This window comes from Snuella lapsa (genome assembly GCF_039539345.1).
Classification (GTDB): Bacteria; Bacteroidota; Bacteroidia; order Flavobacteriales; family Flavobacteriaceae; genus Snuella; species Snuella lapsa.
Window position 1 is genome coordinate 1 of the sequence record NZ_BAABCY010000042.1, and the last position, 16,522, is coordinate 16,522.

A 16,522-nucleotide genomic window follows, 5' to 3' on the forward strand; every position below is an offset into this window, starting at 1 on the left:
GTCTCTGAACATTACACCCATTGAATCCAATCAACTATCTCTATGGGCGGCTTAAACAAGATTCACGTTAATTAGGTTGAGGGAACCAAAATAACGTTATAGTAACTTTGACTTAAAGTAAACAAAGGTTTTATGCATTACATTTGTAGTGCTATTAATCAGGATAATTACATTAGTTAGACTTCTTATGTCGAAGGAAACTAATGTTTTTTGTTTTATAGCTACTTTGTTTTTAAACTAGCCCAACCACCTCCATTGATAGCTTCAATATTGTTCAAGTTTAAAAAGTTTACCGCCTTAGTTGCTCTTATACCACTTTGACAAACCACTATGACTGGCTTGTTGAATTTTTTTATCTCGTTGACCCTGTTTTTCAATTCATCCAAAGGGATGTGTATGGAGTCATTAATGTGCCCATTGTCCCATTCACGTTGCGTGCGTACATCCAAAATAACGGCTCCTTTTTCTACAAAGCTTTTAACTTGTTGTTTTTTAGAGCCAAAAATAAAATCGAATAATCCCATTGTTATTATTTTTTACAAATTACAAGATTATTTTTAGAACATTATGTAACATGGGTTACTAAGTTAAACCGAAGCAAAAATTTATGTATATTCAGCCATTGTAACACAAAGCATATGAAGCAGCCATATATAACATTGACTATTGAAAATGAAGTGGGGTATATTGAATTTTTCCATCCAGATCAAAATGCCATGCCCACTGAAAGCCTTCAAAGATTAGAGCAGACCATTATTGAAGCTGGCACAAATAAGGCTGTAAAGGTAATTGTTTTAAAAAGTGGTGGCGACAGAACTTTTTGTGCAGGAGCTAGTTTTAAAGAGTTGATTGCTATCAAAGAAGCTGAATCAGGTAAGCAATTTTTTTCGGGGTTTGCTAATGTTATCAATGCTATGCGTAAATGTCCGAAGCTCATTATCGGACGTGTACAGGGAAAGGCTGTTGGAGGTGGCGTGGGGCTTGCTGCAGCTACAGATTATTGTATGGCAACCCAGTACGCTGCAATAAAATTGAGCGAGCTTAGTATTGGTATTGGACCTTTTGTAATTGAACCAGCTGTGTCAAGAAAAATAGGTAAGACAGCCATGTCTCAAATGACTATAAATGCTACACAATTTTTTTCTGTTGAATTCGCAAAAGAAAAGGGATTGTATGCAGAGGTTTACGAAACAACAGAACTTTTGGACGCAGCGGTTAAAGAATTTGCAGAGAAATTAAGTACTTATAATCCAGAAGCTTTAAAGGAAATAAAAACAGTTTTTTGGGAAGGTACGACGCATTGGGATACATTGCTGTTGGAGCGAGCTAAAATTAGTGGGAAACTGGTTTTAAGCGACTTTACTAAAGCTACTTTAAAGCGTTTTGCTACTAGCTAATTACCGCATTTTGTTTAATAATTGCTAAGCCATCATCTATTAAGTGACCGACCTCAGGTCTGTCTTGTTTAATGTTTTCTAAATGAAATAATATATTTTTACACAATTCAGTTTCGTGTCCTTTAAAAGCTAATTCGTAGAGTTCTACAGGAAGTAACCAATCATTTGGGTGTTTTTCTATAAGCTGTTCTAATACTTTGGTTCTGGAAATAGTACGGTTTGTGCCCTCTCTATAATCACGAACTTGTTGGTATAGTGTTTCGAGTTGTAATTGCTCTTCCGATTTTTTTACATGAATGGTTTTAGAACTTGGTACATGAGTAATCAAGTTAAAACTGTTAAGGTCTGCCGGACGAGAAAATGCCGAAACGATATCCTTTCCAACCGCCATGTCATAAATGCCCCATTCAGGTTTAAATAAAACAGAATTCTTATACGTAACCGTGCAATTTTTAAAGCTAACAAGAATTATTTTCCCTTTTAAGTTACGTTTACCGGTAACGATTTCTCCAGAAACTTTAATGCCTCCTTCAAATTCTAAAGTAGTTACTTCCCCTTCGTAGATGGCATATGCCCTTAAATCCCTGGGGCTCATATCTTCAATTGCAATGTTAATGCCCTTAAGTTTACCAATAGGCGAACCGAAACCCTTACTATGGCTTTTTGTTCCGTGTCCCACTAATTCTTTTTCCCTATAAGCAAGGGCTGTAGCTCCGGTTGTTTGTATGTAAATAGGGTTGCCTTGATCTTCGATTACATTAGTGAAAACACCAGATATCTGAATACCTGTACTTAATTCTACACTTCCTAGGGTATTCGAGTTTATTAATTTGTTAACCCCCGATAAACCTCCTTTTCGCAATGCCATGGTGTTAGCGAATTCTTCTAGAACAAGACTCAAGTGGGCAAAATCTGGAGTGACATAAAGTTGCGGTTGTGGCTTGGTAATGTCAAAATCCTTGTAAGTAGCTTTAATGTCGTACGGTAGTTTTTTAACGGCGCTTGTCATACACCATGAGCTTTCACCTATAGATGATAATAATCCAGCACCATATATTTTAGGGTTATCTAAGGTGCCTATTAAACCATATTCTACAGTCCACCAATGTAAATTTCTAATAAGAGCCATTTCGCTTGGAGCTCCCATGTTTTCTTGTAGCACCTCTACTTTGCTTTCAGCATTGGTAATAGCTTCTTTGGAAGAATTGGGAGCTTCTTTAATAATAGATAGATGCCTTACGGCTTCGTATAATTCGTAATCTTTAGCCGACGAAATAGCCTTGCAACCTATTTCTCCAAAGCGCCTAAGATATTCAGCATACTCTGGGTTTGCGATAATAGGAGCGTGGCCGGCAGCCTCATGGATAATATCGGGAGCAGGTGTGTACTCCATATGTTCTAGTTGCCTTATGTCACTAGCAATAACCAATACATTATATGCTTGAAATTCCATAAAGGCATTTGGAGGAATAAAGCCATCGACGGCTACGGCAGCCCAGCCGATATCTTTTAAAATCCGATTCATGCCATACATGTTAGGGATACTGTCAATAGAGATTCCGGTCTGCTTTAAGCCTTCTATATATGATTTATGGGCAACGGTATTTAAAAACGTTACATTTTTACGCATAACGTAACGCCAAACGGCTTGGTCGATAGCCGAGTAATCTTCATAATTTTGAGGTTTTATGAATTGTTTTAAATGCTTGGGTAAGCGGTTTAAAATAGCGTTCGATTCAATTGTACTAGACATGTCTTCGTAAACTAGGGTTTTAAGGAAACAGCTTTGGAGCAAGCTCACAAAGCATTATTTAGAAAAAATATTTTTATTTTCGAGTCAAACCTCGGAGCGCTTAAGTGCTCGTTGTAGAGTAAAAGTACAAAATCTAGTAATGGAAAGGTAAAGATTGAATGTAAAATACAAAAGCAACCGACATGGGTTGCTTTTATAAATAAGAAGATTTTATTGTTGTGATCCCGGAGGGTACTTTTCCATTATTTTATTTACAAATTCTCTGATGCGTTCTTCTTTTTGTTCTATATTACGACTTAGGTAACCTGTTCCCATACCCTGCCATACCAATTCTTTTTTCTTTGCATCAATAAAGTCTATGTACAATGTACCTTGCGTACTGGTTGATACACTTGGGCGATCCCAGCCCCAGCCCCAACCAGGACCCCAGCCTGGTCCATAATAACCACCCCAGCCCCAAGCACCATAACCCCATTGGTTGTTGTAAACATCTACACGTTGTTGGGATTTAGTAAATAGGCTAATCAATAAATCAGGATTTTCTGATTTGGTAAGCCCTTTAGCTAATAGCTCGGCTTCAATGGCACGAAGGATTCTACGTTTATCTAAATCACTAATCTCAGCTTTATCGATACCTGTTTTAAAGAAGGCAAAGGTTTTGTACTCATTAAAGCTTGCATTTTTATCATAATCCGCTGCTACTCTAACCGAGCTACAAGAACTTAATATTACTAGTAGTGCTAAAAGTGGTAATGTTTTTAATAATTTTTTCATAGCTCAAAAATTTATTTGGTTTCTTTTTTCTTCTAAAAATACGATAAAATCCTTTATAAAATTCTGGGTTTAAGTATTTTTAGTTTTAGAAATAGCAGCAATAATCATACCAAGCAATTGTAATAGAATTGAAGGTTATTGTTAAGTGCTTTCCGTTATTTTTGAGTATTGGTTTTTTTATTATAGCCGTATGGACAGTGTCTGCAACCACTTTCACAACAATACCCCCTTTTTAGATGGTACTGTTCGGTAAAGCAACGATAGCCTTCTGGCGTTAGGTAGAAATCACCTTCTTCGAGAGGAATTATTTTTTTCATCAGGCTGCAAATATAAAGGAATTAGATTTGAATTGGGATTATTTGGTGTAGTCACTGTTTTAATATTTTAAAAAAGTATCTTCGCGGAAATGATATTCAAACTAGAACATAGTATAAATCAGAAAATTTATTTGCCAGAAGAAAAAGCGATAGAGCTCTTTATAAAAAGAGAAGATCGTATTCATTCTTTCGTATCGGGAAATAAATACCGTAAGTTAAAATATAATCTTATTGAAGCAGAAAGCAAAGGGATAAAAACCTTACTTACTTTTGGTGGTGCTTTTTCTAACCATATTGCAGCTGTTGCCGCAGCAGGAAAGGATTTGGGTTTCAAGACCATTGGAGTTATAAGGGGAGAGGAATTAGCCAATAAAATAACTGATAATCCCACATTAAGCTTTGCAAAGGGCTGTGGTATGGTATTTAAATTTGTATCGCGAGCTACTTACCGAACTAAAGCCACGGAGTCTTTCATAGATCGTTTAAACGCCGAATTTGGGACCTTTTACTTAATTCCAGAAGGCGGTACAAATACTCTGGCTGTTAAGGGGTGCGAAGAGATACTAGCAGATACTGATGCTGCTTTTGATTTTATCTGTACTGCAGTGGGTACAGGAGGTACTATTTCTGGCCTTATAAATTGTTCAAAAGCCAGTCAACAAGTTTTGGGCTTTCCAGCCTTAAAAGGTGATTTTTTAAAAGAAGATATTAGTAAATTTGCAGTTAAAAGTAATTGGGAGCTGCTAAACGATTATCATTTTGGTGGTTATGCAAAGGTTAATGAAGCTTTGGTAAAGTTTATTAATACTTTTAAGAAGGAGAATAATATAGCCTTGGATCCCGTTTATACTGGTAAAATGATGTTTGGGATTTTTGATTTAATCGATCGCGGCTTTTTTCCAAAGGGAGCAAAGATTTTAGCGATTCATACAGGTGGACTACAGGGTATATCTGGAATGAATATGGTTTTAAGGAGTAAGAATTTACCAATAATTGAGTAAAGTAATGAAACATCCGTGACTAAAAGTTTTGTATTATAGAGCAATAATAATATGGATGTTGTGCCCGCCTAAAGGAGGGAGGATTGGTCACTAAAGTAATAAAAATAAAAAGGAGTAAATGAAACGTTTATTAGTAATAGTTTGTTTAGGTTGTATTGTTTTTAGTTGTCGTTCTAAAAAAGCGGTCGTAACCACTAAGAGACCAAGACCTGTTATAGAACGTGCTGAAAAGAAGGGTGTTGAAGTAAAGGTAGAGGGTAAAAAGGAGGAGGAAGCGCCAACTAAGGTATATGCTAGTGCTACAGAAAAATACATAGACGTATATAAGGAAATTGCACAGAATGAAATGCGTTTGTATGATATTCCTGCCAGTATTACCATTGCTCAGGGTATTTTGGAATCGGGTTCAGGTAATGGGCGTCTTTCTATAAAAGCGAATAACCATTTTGGAATTAAATGTCATGATTGGACAGGGGCAAAGATTTATCATGATGATGATAAGGCGCAGGAATGCTTCAGAAAGTATAAGGACGCAAAATATTCGTTTAGGGACCATTCTTTGTTCTTAACACAACGAAAGCGTTATGCGGGGCTTTTCAAACTTAGAAAAGAGGATTACAAAGGCTGGGCTCGTGGATTACGTGCAGCTGGGTACGCTACCGATAGAAAGTATCCACAAAAGCTAATAAGTTTAATAGAACGCTACCAATTGTATAAGTATGATGAAGAAGTCTTGGGGGCAGATTATGTAAAACTGGAGGTTCCAGAAAAAGAAAATGCTATTACTTATACTGTTGTGAAGGGTGATACATTATATTCCATATCCAAAAGGTACAATACAACGGTAAAAGAACTTCAAAAAATTAATGGATTAAAGGATAATACGCTTAGTATTGGACAAGAATTGCAAATTAAATAGATTTTAGAAACGAATTTAAATATATGAATTATACACGTAGTAGTGCATTGTTTGTAAAGGCAGAGCAAGTAATTCCAGGTGGTGTAAATTCGCCTGTAAGAGCTTTTAAAGCAGTTGGGGGTATACCTGTTTTTGTTAAAGAAGCTAAAGGGGCATATTTGTACGATGAGGATGGAAACCGTTTGATTGATTATATAAACTCATGGGGACCTATGATTTTAGGCCATGCTTACAAGCCCGTTGTCGATGCAGTGATCGATAAGGCCAAAAAAGGAACCTCTTTTGGCATGCCAACCGAAATAGAAACTCACATAGCCGAATTGGCTGTTACTATGGTGCCTAATATTGATAAAATTAGATTTGTGAATTCGGGAACCGAAGCTTGCATGAGTGCTGTACGTTTGGCTAGAGGGTTTACGGGCAAAGACAAGATTATAAAATTTGCTGGTTGTTATCATGGTCACAGTGATTCGTTTCTAATTCAGGCTGGAAGTGGTGCAGTAACCTTTGGAGCTCCAAATAGTCCAGGGGTAACACAAGGTACGGCTAAAGACACTTTGTTGGCACGTTATAATGATATTGAAAATGTAAAGCAATTAATTGATGCAAATCCTAATGAGATAGCCTGTATCATTTTAGAGCCAGTAGCAGGAAACATGGGGTGTATTCCTCCTAAAGAAAACTTTTTAAAAGACTTAAGGCACTTGTGTGATGCGCATAATATTTTACTGATTTTCGATGAGGTAATGACAGGGTTCCGTTTGGCCAAAGGCGGTGCACAAGAACGCTTTAATATTAATGCAGATATTGTATGCTTCGGTAAAGTTATTGGTGGTGGTTTGCCAGTGGGGGCTTTTGCGGCGCGTAATGAAATTATGGAGCATTTGGCACCATTGGGGCCGGTTTATCAAGCAGGGACTTTAAGCGGTAATCCCTTGGCAATGGCTGCAGGATTGGCAATGCTTAGAGAAATACATAACGATAAAGAACTCTTTAACCGTTTGGAAGAAAAGACAGCGTATTTACACAAAGGTATTGCAGAAGTCTTGCAGGCTAATAATGTGGTGCATACTATTAATAGAGTAGGTTCTATGATATCCGTTCATTTTGATAAAGACCCTGTTGTAGATTTTGATTCAGCAGCTAAGGGAAACAACGAAACCTTTAAAAAGTTTTTCCACGGCCTACTTAATGAAGGCGTTTATATTGCTCCTAGTGCTTTTGAAACATGGTTCATTACCGATGCATTATCGTATGAAGATTTAGATGAGACAATAGCAGCTGTTGGAGTAGTTGCTAAAACTTTGTAATGCTAAGTTCTATTCTATATGCGTAAATTTAAAGTAGAAATGGTGTAAAATAAAAAGTGCATTTTCCAAATTTTGGAAATGCACTTTTAACAAACTAATCAATCAACTAAACAACAATCAAAATCAATTGTGTTTTCTTTTTGGTCGTTCACCCATTTTACCTTTTCGTTTGCCTTCCATTCTGGCTTGAGCGGTTTCCCACTTGGTATACTGTTTTTCGTTTAAAATCGTTTTCATCTTAGCTTTCATGGCAATTTTGTGGTCAAGCATGGCATTCATCATTTTTAAGCGTGCCTCTTTTGAAGGTTTTTCGACAGCATTAGCATCTTTTTTAGCCTTTCGAGCTTCCATCATTTCTTTTCTTTTGGTAGCATTTTCAAGGTTTATCTTATGAATTTCTGCTTGTTGTGATTCATTTAGATCAAGCATTAAGGTCATTTTTTTTGTTTGTAAGGTAGCTGCTTCATCTGGAGTAAGCTGGCTCATTTTTTGGCTGCGTTCTCGCATATTAGGACCTTCGTTTCTTCTATGCTGTGCTGTAATCTGTAAGGTAACAAAGGCAATGGCAATAAATATGAATTTTTTCATAATCAGAAGTTTTAAGTTTAATTGCTAATAAGACTTAAGGAATTCCATAAGGTTTAATGATAACTTGCTTTTTAACAAGATGTTAACGTGTTTGGTTGTAATTGGCATGTGTGTTATGATAAAATAAGTTCTTTTTGTAATTGGTTAATGAGTAATGATTAAGAGTCGTAATGATTTCTTAATACTTTTTTTTGTATTTAATTGATTATCAGTTGTTTTTGTTTTTGTAATTTTAGATGGCTATTAATTAAATCGACACAATTATGATACGACTAACATTAAACAACTTGGTATGCATCTTAGCATTGTTCTTACTTATTGTTTTAGGGTGTAAGGAACAATCAGCTTCCACAAGCGTAGCGACTTTGTCTATTGATGAAGAAATTACCGATACTGATTTTAAAGCACTTTGGGATAAGGTAGATTTGCTTTGGGAAAAGCGAGATACAGCTCTTATTCATACGGTGTTTGCTAATGATTTTATTAGGGTAAGTCCTGGAGGAACAAGTTCGAGCGCTGCAGAATTAGCAAATGAATTTAATATTATCAATGGCGCATATCCAGATATGGAACTTCATTTGGTTCGTTACGATATTAGAGGTAATATGGTGGTAATACATTGGTCGGTCGATGGAACGTTTACAGGCGAATTGATTGGGGTAAAAGGCAATGGTAAACCTTTTAAAGGTTTATCGGGAATTACTGTTTTTACAATTAAAGATGGAAAAGTTGTTAGAGACGACTCTTCATGGAATACACTAGAGTTATTTATTCAAACAGGGTATGATATAGTTGATGCTTCGACCAAAAGTGACTAACATTGTTTTAATCGAAAAGTACTCATCGATGTATTATCTCGTGAACAGTTCGCTTCAAGAAGTTCTCTAATTTTGGGAAAGGTTTAAATCAAAATTGGCTTTTAAAAGTGCATAAAGTTGTTCTTTTTTAAATGGTTTGGTTATATAGTCGTTCATGCCACTTTCAATAGCTTTTGTAGTAGCTTCTGGTGTAACATTGGCCGAAAGCCCATAAATAAGAAGGTCTTTATGTGTTTTTCTAATATGCTTGGTGGCCTCACAACCATCCATTACGGGCATGTGAATGTCCATAAAAACAAGCTGATACGTGTTGGAATTTACTTTTTCTATGGCTATTTCACCATTATTTGCGGTATCCACTTTTATGTCAAGATCTTCAAGGAGTTTTTTGAGAACAATAACATTTATATTGTTGTCGTCTACAATAAGGATCTTTAAGTTTGGCAGGTTAAGGCTTTCTTTTGCTGTATCTGTGGTATTGACAGAAGTTTGATTTTCTGCAATGTTAAGTGGAATGGAAATATGAAACTTGGTACCTTTATCAACAACGCTTTCAACAGATATGTTGCCCCCCATCATTAAGGCTAAGTTTTTACTAATAGCTAGTCCTAGTCCACTGCCAGCATGTTGCTTCTTTAAACTGTCGTCAACTTGTGTAAACCTATCGAAAATAGTTGCCATTTTTTCTTTGGGAATACCTATACCTGTATCCTGAATTGTGATACCAATATTTAAATGATTATCCAGAAGTAATTCATTGTAAACAATTGTAGCACCACCCTGATTTGTAAACTTTATTGCATTTTTTAAAATGTGGGTTATAATTTGAATGAATTTAGATTTATCCCCAATGGCGTTAATACCATGTAATGGATTAAAACGTGTTGTTATATAAAGTCCTTTATCCGAAAAAAGGTGTTGTAGGTTTTCAATTAAGTCTTTTGTTGTCTGCAAGGGATTGAAAACAGTTTCTTCTAGTTGTATGTTTTGAGATTCTAATTTTGCGACATCTAAAATATCGTTAACAATGGCCAATAAGTTGTTTGATGACTTATCCATTAGGTGCAGGTATTCTTTGTCTTCGCTCTTAAGGTTACTTGACTTTAATAGTTGAATAAAGCCTATTATGGCGTGAAGCGGTGTCCTGATTTCATGGCTCATGTTGGATAAGAAATCAGTCTTGGCCTGTGAAGCTTTTTCGGCAACTTGGCGTGACTTATTTAATGCTTCGTTAGTTTGTAGGAGTTTTGAGTTGTATAATAAAGCACTTTTTGCTTTTACTTTGGCTCTTAGAGAGTAATAGATCAGTAAGCTTGTTAGCAAGGATAATAAAAGTCCAGTGGCTAATGCAATGTTGATAATTGTTTCCTCACTGACTAAAAATAAATTTTTTGTAGGAAACACTTTTAGTTGCCAATATTGACTGTCTGATTTGTCAACTAGTATTGAGTTATTGTATGCCGCATTACTTGTGGTTTCAAGCTTAATGTCTTTGTTTGTTTCATAAAACAGCGTGCCGTTACTATCCCTTAATTCTATAGCGTACTGGTCATCTAAATAGTTAACCAATCTGTCAAAACTATTTTTAAAGTCCATGCCCGCACTAATGGTGCCTTGAAATGCATCTTTAAAATAAACAGGGACATCTACTAAAAATGAATAACCATTTTGTGTTAGTTTGAGCCAATTCGTAAAATTTAAAGTACTGTCCAGACTGTGTTTAATCCATTCGTCCCTTCTGTAATCTAATTTAGAAATGTTAAGGTTTATCGCAGCTTCATTTCCTTTTAAGGGCGTGATCTTTTTTATAATCATGTCCTTGTCTATCCACTCAACAAATTTAAAAGAAGGGCTTTGGGATAATAGCATAGTAGCATCTTTTTCCCAATTTTCATAATAAGCACCTTCTGTAAACTCAATCCTGTTTTTTAAGTTTTTGAGTCTCGCGATATCGTTGTTTACTATGTTCCTAAACTCTTTGGATATTAGTTCGCCGGTTTGGTTTATTTCGTCCTTGAAATGGGTGTTATGGTTGTCTATGCCCAATTTCCAAAGGAACAAGATGGAAATGGAAAATACACAAAATGTTACAAACGGTAGGATTGCATTTAAATGAGGCTTTTTAATCATACCATGTGCAACATTTAGGGGTTGTTTTTTAATATGGGGGTTTTTATTGTTATTTCACTTGTTATACAAGTGCTTCAATTGTAAAAATCTGTAACTATTTTTTTACCTGCAAACATAAAAAACTTTTAGCCAATCTTTATTAAGGTAAGGTGTGAATTTCTGCCCTTGTTTGTAATTTTTGCTTTGGATAATACTTTAACAAATGCTATCTGTCTTGATTTGAGAGGAGATCATACTGGTGTTACCATTTCGTTTTTTCTCTTTAAAATTTTTCTTTTAATTGTTTGATTTTTGACACAGCCAATTTGTTTGTTTCCTTATTTGGGAAGAACCATCTGCCAGAGGAATTCTCAAACTGTTTTTCCAAAGATGCTGGGTTTGACGCTAAGTCAGCTGCAATTTTGTCATAATCCTTGTCAGGCTCAATTGTGGTTTTCCAATTTTTAGGAATGTATTCAACATACGGGTTCTTGTCGTAACCATTCATACTCCAATATTCTTCTTTGCTTAAATCAAAATTGTTGAATTTTTGAACCAAAACTTCGAAAGAATTTTGATATTCTAAGTTTTTATGTTGATAACTAGCTGTGATTTCTGAAACGAAGGGCACTTTTTCAAAATAATTGAACTGAATCTTGATTTGCGCATCAACTCTTTTATGAAAAGCAGTACTCCAATATTTTGTTGTTGAACACTCAACTTTCAATATTTGTTTAGTGTCTGCATAAACATGAATTGAACCTTTTGCATTATTCCCATCGAAACGAATTCGATAAACAGGATTGTTTTGGATATAATACGTAGAATCTTTTTTATAATTATACTTTTTGTAATACTTGTTTGATAGTACCCCATATAACTCTAAAGAACGGAATATATTCAAATTAGCTCCTCCTCCAGGAGCAACTTTTTGAACATTAAGAACAGCTCTTTTGTATTTAGTCCATTTAGGATTAACCACATGGCTTTTGGTGTTTTCATAAAAAAAATTGTAGTTTGAAAGCGGTGCTGTATTTGCGGGTGTATCTGCAAACACAGAATATCCAATACTTTCCATAAACATAATAAACTGATTGTTCTCTTTTGCTTTTTCTCTATAATGCGCAATTGCTATATGTGCATTTTTTCTTTTGTTTTTATTATAACCTGTAATTACTTCTTTAATGAACTTTTTTAGATTTAACTTCTTTGATGCAATTGTAACCTCAATTAATTCATTGATAAACGGCTTCAATTCGTGTATTTTTGTGTTCTTACATTTTAAGACAGTTGTTCTAATAGTTTCATAACCCATATACGAAATGAATATACTATCTGATTCACGAGCACTACTTAAAGTGAGCGTGAAAAGCCCATTTTTATCAGAAGTTGTTCCAATTGATTTATTTTGATATATAATTGTTGCGCTTTGCAAAGCCTCTTTTGTGTCTTTGTCAATTATATTTCCAGTAATGGTATTCTTGTTTTGCCCTTTTACCTGAAATGTTATTATTGAAAGGATTAAAAGAATTTTTATTTTCATAGATTATTCGCTATTTGAATCAAAATGTTTTATTTTTCAACATGGTAAAGATGAAAATTCTTGCCTTTAGCAATTTAGTAATCATTTTTAGATTATCAAATGGATTTTGTGTTTTTTAAAACTAGGTTTAGATATATTAGGTATAAATTTGGAGTGACCATTTGTGGCCAAAAATTCGCTACCACCTGCTGCCATCTGTATACAAAAAAGGATTCACGTTAATGTAAATCCTTATAGTGTTTTGATTTGGAATGTTGTTTCCTCCTCAATGAAAGGTTATTGTGGTAAAGGAAAGGAGGCTTAAAGTGTTTTTATTTTAATGTTTTTCCAGCTTACTTTAACATCCCCACCGCTATGAATTTGGAGGATTATTCCGCCTTCTCCAGAGCCTATTTTTTCATCCTCAAAATCAACCATCTTAACGCCATTTAGCCATGAGGTAATTTTGGCATTGTGCACTTTAATTTTCATTTTATTCCATTGTCCTTCTTTTAAAACCTTTTCGTTTTTAGGATCTGGTTTAATAAGCCATCCACGTCCATAGGATTCGTATATTCCCCCGGTATGCTTTCCTGGTGGCGCAACTTCTACCTGCCAGCCACTAACTTTAGTACCGTCGACAGTCGACCTTATAAAGACGCCACTGTTACCATTGCTATTCTGTTTAAACTCTAAAGTGAGTACAAAATCTTTGTAATTCTGCTCTGTGCCCAAGTAGCCATAGGCTTTATCGGGGCCACTTTCGCATACCAAGAGGCCGTCTTCTACATACCACTTTTCAGTGCCATATATTTTCCATCCGTCCAAGTTTTTTCCGTTAAACAGCGATGTTGTTTGCGCATAGGAAGCTCCTGATATTAGAAAGGTACTTAGCATGGTTAAAAAAAGGTGTTTCATTATATATTGTTTTGGTTTTTAAAAGGTATTTCTAAGTGTCTAATTTAATAAAATGAGTTGGATTTTCGAACAGGAAATTTGGTGGTTATGGGCTTATAGGTTGTGATTGTTGCACAACTCGAATATGAGAGGAAGATTTTTGATTTTGCATGAGTGTTAGTTGGAAAATTTGAAGTGTCTATTTCATGACCGTAATCAGTGTGGTAAGAACTCAAATCCCCCATGCTAGCACAAGCGTCACGCTTGTGCCATTAAGCAAACTAAAACGAGTATTAGTTATTATATATCAATTTCTAAAACAGTTTGGTCTTCTTGGTAATTTCTTGCACTACTATATTTCCAATCTACTGGATCGGTAACAAAACCAGCCTTTACGGGATTATTGTGTATGTAATCTATTTTTTGTTGTATTACGTGTTCGCTCCATAACTCAATTGGTTTACTGTGCTGTTGCCAAAATTGACGCTGCTTTACATTACTTTTGTTATGGCCTGCCCGTTCCATCATCCATAATAACCATTCTTTACGACTTTCTTGTTGGTTTTCTTGTATAGTTTTAATTAGTTTTCTTGCTGTATAGCCTTTAAAATCCCTTATCAACCCTGAAGGGTCTTCATTGTTTGATCTAAATATTAAATGCACATGACTTGGCATAAAACAGTAAGCAAATACCTCCATGCCTTTTTCCAGTCTACAATAGGTTATGTTGTCTTCCAATACGTTAAAATAAACTTGTCGCGTAAAAATATCCAACCAATAGACGGTAGCAAAGCTTATAAAATAAGCTGCTGTAGGGTTATGGAATTTATATTTCCTGCTCATTTATATTTCTGACTCTTACAGGCACGAGCGTGACGCTCGCGCTAGCGGGGGTCATTTTGTCTTTATGAAATAATGAATTGTGCAACAGCTACCATTGTTACCTGCTGGCTTTTTTAATTCAACATTTTGTTCAATCCTTCTTTTTCAAATAAAATCCGACCAACTTTTATGTCCGACCAACCCTTTTTTAGCTGATAGGTAAAAGTCGGTATGTTTTCAATCAGCTCACAATCGATATAATAGTTTTCAATTTGTCCGTTTGATACACTTTTTAGCTCTTGAATGTGAGTAGAAATAAAAAAGTATGACTTATTGAATTTGCTCAATCCATTTATTGTTGTTTTACAAATTTCAAAACCATCTTCTACATTCGTACCACTAAAAAGCTCATCAAAAACAGCGAAACATTTTTTTCCATTAGTTGCTTGCTCGACTACTTTTTTAAGGTTCATCACTTCGGTCATAAAATGGCTATAACCATTTAGAATATCATCTCTTCTGTTTATTTCAATAGAAAAGGAATCACAAAATGGAATTTCACCTTCTGATGCAGGTATGCCAATTCCTAAATGACCAAAATACATACAAAGTCCAACAGCTTTAAGAAAAGTTGATTTTCCAGACATATTTGGTCCGTTTAATACAATTACATTACTATTGGTTTCGAGGTTGTTCTTTACGGGATTTTCTAATAATGGATGATAAAAATCTCGCAGTTTAATACTGTTATCTGTGAAAATTGGATATGTGAAATTGTTTTTTGTTATTCCGAAACTAATAGATAGATATGATTCGAACAGAAAAAAATCCTCCCAAAAAGGTCTTATCAATTCTTTTCTTTTTAAATCGTTGATTTTTTCTGTCAATTCAATTACGTGGTTGTCTTTTAACCTTTTTTCACGAATTATATGGTCAAACTTATGAAGTTCAAAATTTGATAGAAACTGCAAAAGCCTTTTAATGTTTGAAGCATAATCTTTTGGAAAAGCTTCTAAACTCAATCTTGTAAAATATTTGGATTCTAAACGATGGAAAAACAAAACCAATTGATTCAGTTTGCTTGTATATCTTATTTTCTCTTGTTTTGAGGCAAACAGTTTATATTTCAGTTTTTTCTTTGAAAGGTCTTCGATTTTTTCATCATTAAGGAAAAAATGAACTTCGTTCAAGTATAAAACTGTATAGGAATAGTCCTTTAATATTTTCTGATTTTTAGAGAATCCTTTTAATATATTTTGACGTTGAATTATATCATTAGTCGATTGCAATGGTTTTTCGAGAATTTCAAGGATTTTATTTCTCGAAAACATATTCAGAGAATAGTCGAATAGAGGTAGAATCTCCTTTTCAATATTTAAGTCGTTAATGTTATTCATTTTCAGTTCAAGGCGTTCTGTTTGTTCAGCTTGCAGGTAACTAACGAATAAACACAATTGCGTTTATATCCATTATATTTATTAACTCAAATATAAAGAAAATTCTTATTTTACTTCAAAACTCCCCATGCTAGCGCAAGCGTCACGCTTGTGCTATTAAACAAACAAAAACGAGTATTAGTTATTTATAGATCAATTTCTAAAACAGTTTGGTCTTCTTGGTAATTTCTTGCACTACTATATTTCCAATCTACTGGATCGGTAACAAAACCAGCCCTTACAGGATTGTTGTGTATATAATCTATTTTTTGTTGTATTACGTGTTCGCTCCATAACTCAATTGGTTTATTGTGCTGTTGCCAAAATTGATGCTGCTTTACATTACTTTTGTTATGGCCTGCCCGTTCCATCATCCATAATAACCATTCTTTACGGCTTTCTTGTTGGTTTTCTTGTATAGTTTTAATTAGCTTTCTTGCTGTAAAGCCTTTAAAATCCCTTATCAAGCCTGAAGGGTCTTCATTGTTTGATCTAAATATTAAATGCACATGACTTGGCATAAAACAGTAAGCAAATACCTCCATGCCTTTTTCCAGTCTACAATAGATTATGCTGTCTTCCAATACGTTAAAATAAACCTGTCGCGTAAAAATATCCAACCAATAGACGGTAGCAAAGCTTATAAAATAAGCTGCTGTAGGGTTATGGAATTTATATTTTCTGCTCATTTATGTTTCTGACTCTTATTGGCACGAGCGTGACGCTCGCGCTAGCGGGGGGATAATAATATCTATAATGTTTATCATTTTGAATTCCGTTAATGGAATATTTGAATATCCGTAATACATCATAATTCAAAAAATAGGGTTATTTTTGAAAAAACAGTGTCTCTATGAAT

At 34.8% G+C, this 16,522-nt stretch carries 16 protein-coding genes; 5 read left to right on the forward strand and 11 right to left on the reverse strand.

The window, feature by feature from the left end:
- Positions 1 to 221 precede the first annotated feature (221 nt).
- Complete coding sequence (locus tag ABD792_RS09015; RefSeq protein WP_345005592.1) at positions 222 to 524, reverse strand: rhodanese-like domain-containing protein; 303 nt, start codon at positions 522 to 524, stop codon at positions 222 to 224.
- 114 nt (positions 525 to 638) lie between these two features.
- Here ABD792_RS09015 and ABD792_RS09020 point away from each other — a divergent pair, with 114 nt between their 5' ends.
- On the forward strand, positions 639 to 1,397 hold the full coding sequence (locus ABD792_RS09020) for an enoyl-CoA hydratase/isomerase family protein (RefSeq protein WP_345005593.1): 759 nt from the start codon (positions 639 to 641) through the stop codon (positions 1,395 to 1,397).
- Here ABD792_RS09020 and ABD792_RS09025 read toward each other — a convergent pair.
- The 3 genes from ABD792_RS09025 to ABD792_RS09035 all read right to left on the reverse strand — a co-directional run bounded on the left by ABD792_RS09025 (position 1,390) and on the right by ABD792_RS09035 (position 4,241).
- Positions 1,390 to 3,150, reverse strand: a complete 1,761-nt coding sequence (locus ABD792_RS09025; protein ID WP_345005594.1) for an aromatic amino acid hydroxylase — start codon at positions 3,148 to 3,150, stop codon at positions 1,390 to 1,392. The two genes, ABD792_RS09020 and ABD792_RS09025, sit on opposite strands and share 8 nt — an antisense overlap.
- A 210-nt stretch (positions 3,151 to 3,360) precedes the next feature.
- A complete protein-coding gene (locus ABD792_RS09030; RefSeq protein WP_345005595.1) occupies positions 3,361 to 3,924 on the reverse strand; it encodes a DUF4136 domain-containing protein in 564 nt (187 codons plus the stop codon).
- Between the two features lie 155 nt (positions 3,925 to 4,079).
- On the reverse strand, positions 4,080 to 4,241 hold the full coding sequence (locus tag ABD792_RS09035; protein ID WP_345005596.1) for a C1orf53 family protein: 162 nt from the start codon (positions 4,239 to 4,241) through the stop codon (positions 4,080 to 4,082).
- 89 nt (positions 4,242 to 4,330) lie between these two features.
- On the opposite strand from ABD792_RS09035, the gene ABD792_RS09040 reads away from it, so the two are divergent.
- From ABD792_RS09040 to hemL, 3 genes are all read left to right on the forward strand, one after another.
- Complete coding sequence (locus ABD792_RS09040; RefSeq protein ID WP_345005597.1) at positions 4,331 to 5,242, forward strand: 1-aminocyclopropane-1-carboxylate deaminase/D-cysteine desulfhydrase; 912 nt, start codon at positions 4,331 to 4,333, stop codon at positions 5,240 to 5,242.
- Positions 5,243 to 5,360: 118 nt separating this feature from the next.
- A complete protein-coding gene (locus tag ABD792_RS09045) occupies positions 5,361 to 6,161 on the forward strand; it encodes a glucosaminidase domain-containing protein (protein WP_345005598.1) in 801 nt (266 codons plus the stop codon).
- A 23-nt stretch (positions 6,162 to 6,184) separates the two neighbouring features.
- Complete coding sequence (gene hemL, locus ABD792_RS09050; protein ID WP_345005599.1) at positions 6,185 to 7,471, forward strand: glutamate-1-semialdehyde 2,1-aminomutase; 1,287 nt, start codon at positions 6,185 to 6,187, stop codon at positions 7,469 to 7,471.
- A gap of 123 nt (positions 7,472 to 7,594) precedes the next feature.
- Here the strand turns inward: hemL and ABD792_RS09055 are convergent, their stop codons facing one another.
- Positions 7,595 to 8,059, reverse strand: coding sequence for a hypothetical protein (locus tag ABD792_RS09055; protein ID WP_345005600.1), 465 nt, complete (start codon positions 8,057 to 8,059; stop codon positions 7,595 to 7,597).
- A gap of 263 nt (positions 8,060 to 8,322) precedes the next feature.
- Between ABD792_RS09055 and ABD792_RS09060 the strand changes: the two genes are divergently transcribed.
- On the forward strand, positions 8,323 to 8,877 hold the full coding sequence (locus ABD792_RS09060; protein ID WP_345005602.1) for an ester cyclase: 555 nt from the start codon (positions 8,323 to 8,325) through the stop codon (positions 8,875 to 8,877).
- 66 nt (positions 8,878 to 8,943) lie between these two features.
- Here ABD792_RS09060 and ABD792_RS09065 read toward each other — a convergent pair whose 3' ends face one another.
- From ABD792_RS09065 to ABD792_RS09090, 6 genes are all read right to left on the reverse strand, one after another.
- Positions 8,944 to 11,007 (reverse strand): response regulator, encoded by a 2,064-nt coding sequence (locus tag ABD792_RS09065; RefSeq protein ID WP_345005603.1) that lies wholly within the window; start codon positions 11,005 to 11,007, stop codon positions 8,944 to 8,946.
- Between the two features lie 262 nt (positions 11,008 to 11,269).
- Positions 11,270 to 12,529, reverse strand: a complete 1,260-nt coding sequence (locus ABD792_RS09070) for a carboxypeptidase-like regulatory domain-containing protein (protein WP_345005604.1) — start codon at positions 12,527 to 12,529, stop codon at positions 11,270 to 11,272.
- 300 nt (positions 12,530 to 12,829) lie between these two features.
- A complete protein-coding gene (locus ABD792_RS09075) occupies positions 12,830 to 13,426 on the reverse strand; it encodes a 3-keto-disaccharide hydrolase (RefSeq protein WP_345005606.1) in 597 nt (198 codons plus the stop codon).
- Positions 13,427 to 13,705: 279 nt separating this feature from the next.
- Positions 13,706 to 14,248: an REP-associated tyrosine transposase gene (locus ABD792_RS09080; protein ID WP_345005607.1), complete on the reverse strand. Its 543-nt coding sequence runs from the start codon at positions 14,246 to 14,248 to the stop codon at positions 13,706 to 13,708.
- Positions 14,249 to 14,361: 113 nt separating this feature from the next.
- On the reverse strand, positions 14,362 to 15,624 hold the full coding sequence (locus ABD792_RS09085) for a MutS-related protein (RefSeq protein WP_345005609.1): 1,263 nt from the start codon (positions 15,622 to 15,624) through the stop codon (positions 14,362 to 14,364).
- A 185-nt stretch (positions 15,625 to 15,809) separates the two neighbouring features.
- The gene (locus ABD792_RS09090) at positions 15,810 to 16,352 is read right to left on the reverse strand and encodes an REP-associated tyrosine transposase (protein ID WP_345005610.1); all 543 of its coding nucleotides are present in this window, start codon (positions 16,350 to 16,352) and stop codon (positions 15,810 to 15,812) included.
- Positions 16,353 to 16,522 lie beyond the last annotated feature (170 nt).

Coding starts and splice junctions, on each gene's coding strand:
- ABD792_RS09035 (WP_345005596.1), bottom strand. CDS start 4,241: ATGAAAAAAATAATTCCTCTCGAAGAAGGTGATTTCTACCTAACGCCA.
- ABD792_RS09070 (WP_345005604.1), bottom strand. CDS start 12,529: ATGAAAATAAAAATTCTTTTAATCCTTTCAATAATAACATTTCAGGTA.
- ABD792_RS09060 (WP_345005602.1), top strand. CDS start 8,323: ATGATACGACTAACATTAAACAACTTGGTATGCATCTTAGCATTGTTC.
- hemL (WP_345005599.1), top strand. CDS start 6,185: ATGAATTATACACGTAGTAGTGCATTGTTTGTAAAGGCAGAGCAAGTA.
- ABD792_RS09090 (WP_345005610.1), bottom strand. CDS start 16,352: ATGAGCAGAAAATATAAATTCCATAACCCTACAGCAGCTTATTTTATA.
- ABD792_RS09080 (WP_345005607.1), bottom strand. CDS start 14,248: ATGAGCAGGAAATATAAATTCCATAACCCTACAGCAGCTTATTTTATA.
- ABD792_RS09075 (WP_345005606.1), bottom strand. CDS start 13,426: ATGAAACACCTTTTTTTAACCATGCTAAGTACCTTTCTAATATCAGGA.
- ABD792_RS09030 (WP_345005595.1), bottom strand. CDS start 3,924: ATGAAAAAATTATTAAAAACATTACCACTTTTAGCACTACTAGTAATA.
- ABD792_RS09015 (WP_345005592.1), bottom strand. CDS start 524: ATGGGATTATTCGATTTTATTTTTGGCTCTAAAAAACAACAAGTTAAA.
- ABD792_RS09085 (WP_345005609.1), bottom strand. CDS start 15,624: ATGAATAACATTAACGACTTAAATATTGAAAAGGAGATTCTACCTCTA.
- ABD792_RS09020 (WP_345005593.1), top strand. CDS start 639: ATGAAGCAGCCATATATAACATTGACTATTGAAAATGAAGTGGGGTAT.
- ABD792_RS09055 (WP_345005600.1), bottom strand. CDS start 8,059: ATGAAAAAATTCATATTTATTGCCATTGCCTTTGTTACCTTACAGATT.
- ABD792_RS09025 (WP_345005594.1), bottom strand. CDS start 3,150: ATGTCTAGTACAATTGAATCGAACGCTATTTTAAACCGCTTACCCAAG.
- ABD792_RS09045 (WP_345005598.1), top strand. CDS start 5,361: ATGAAACGTTTATTAGTAATAGTTTGTTTAGGTTGTATTGTTTTTAGT.
- ABD792_RS09040 (WP_345005597.1), top strand. CDS start 4,331: ATGATATTCAAACTAGAACATAGTATAAATCAGAAAATTTATTTGCCA.
- ABD792_RS09065 (WP_345005603.1), bottom strand. CDS start 11,007: ATGATTAAAAAGCCTCATTTAAATGCAATCCTACCGTTTGTAACATTT.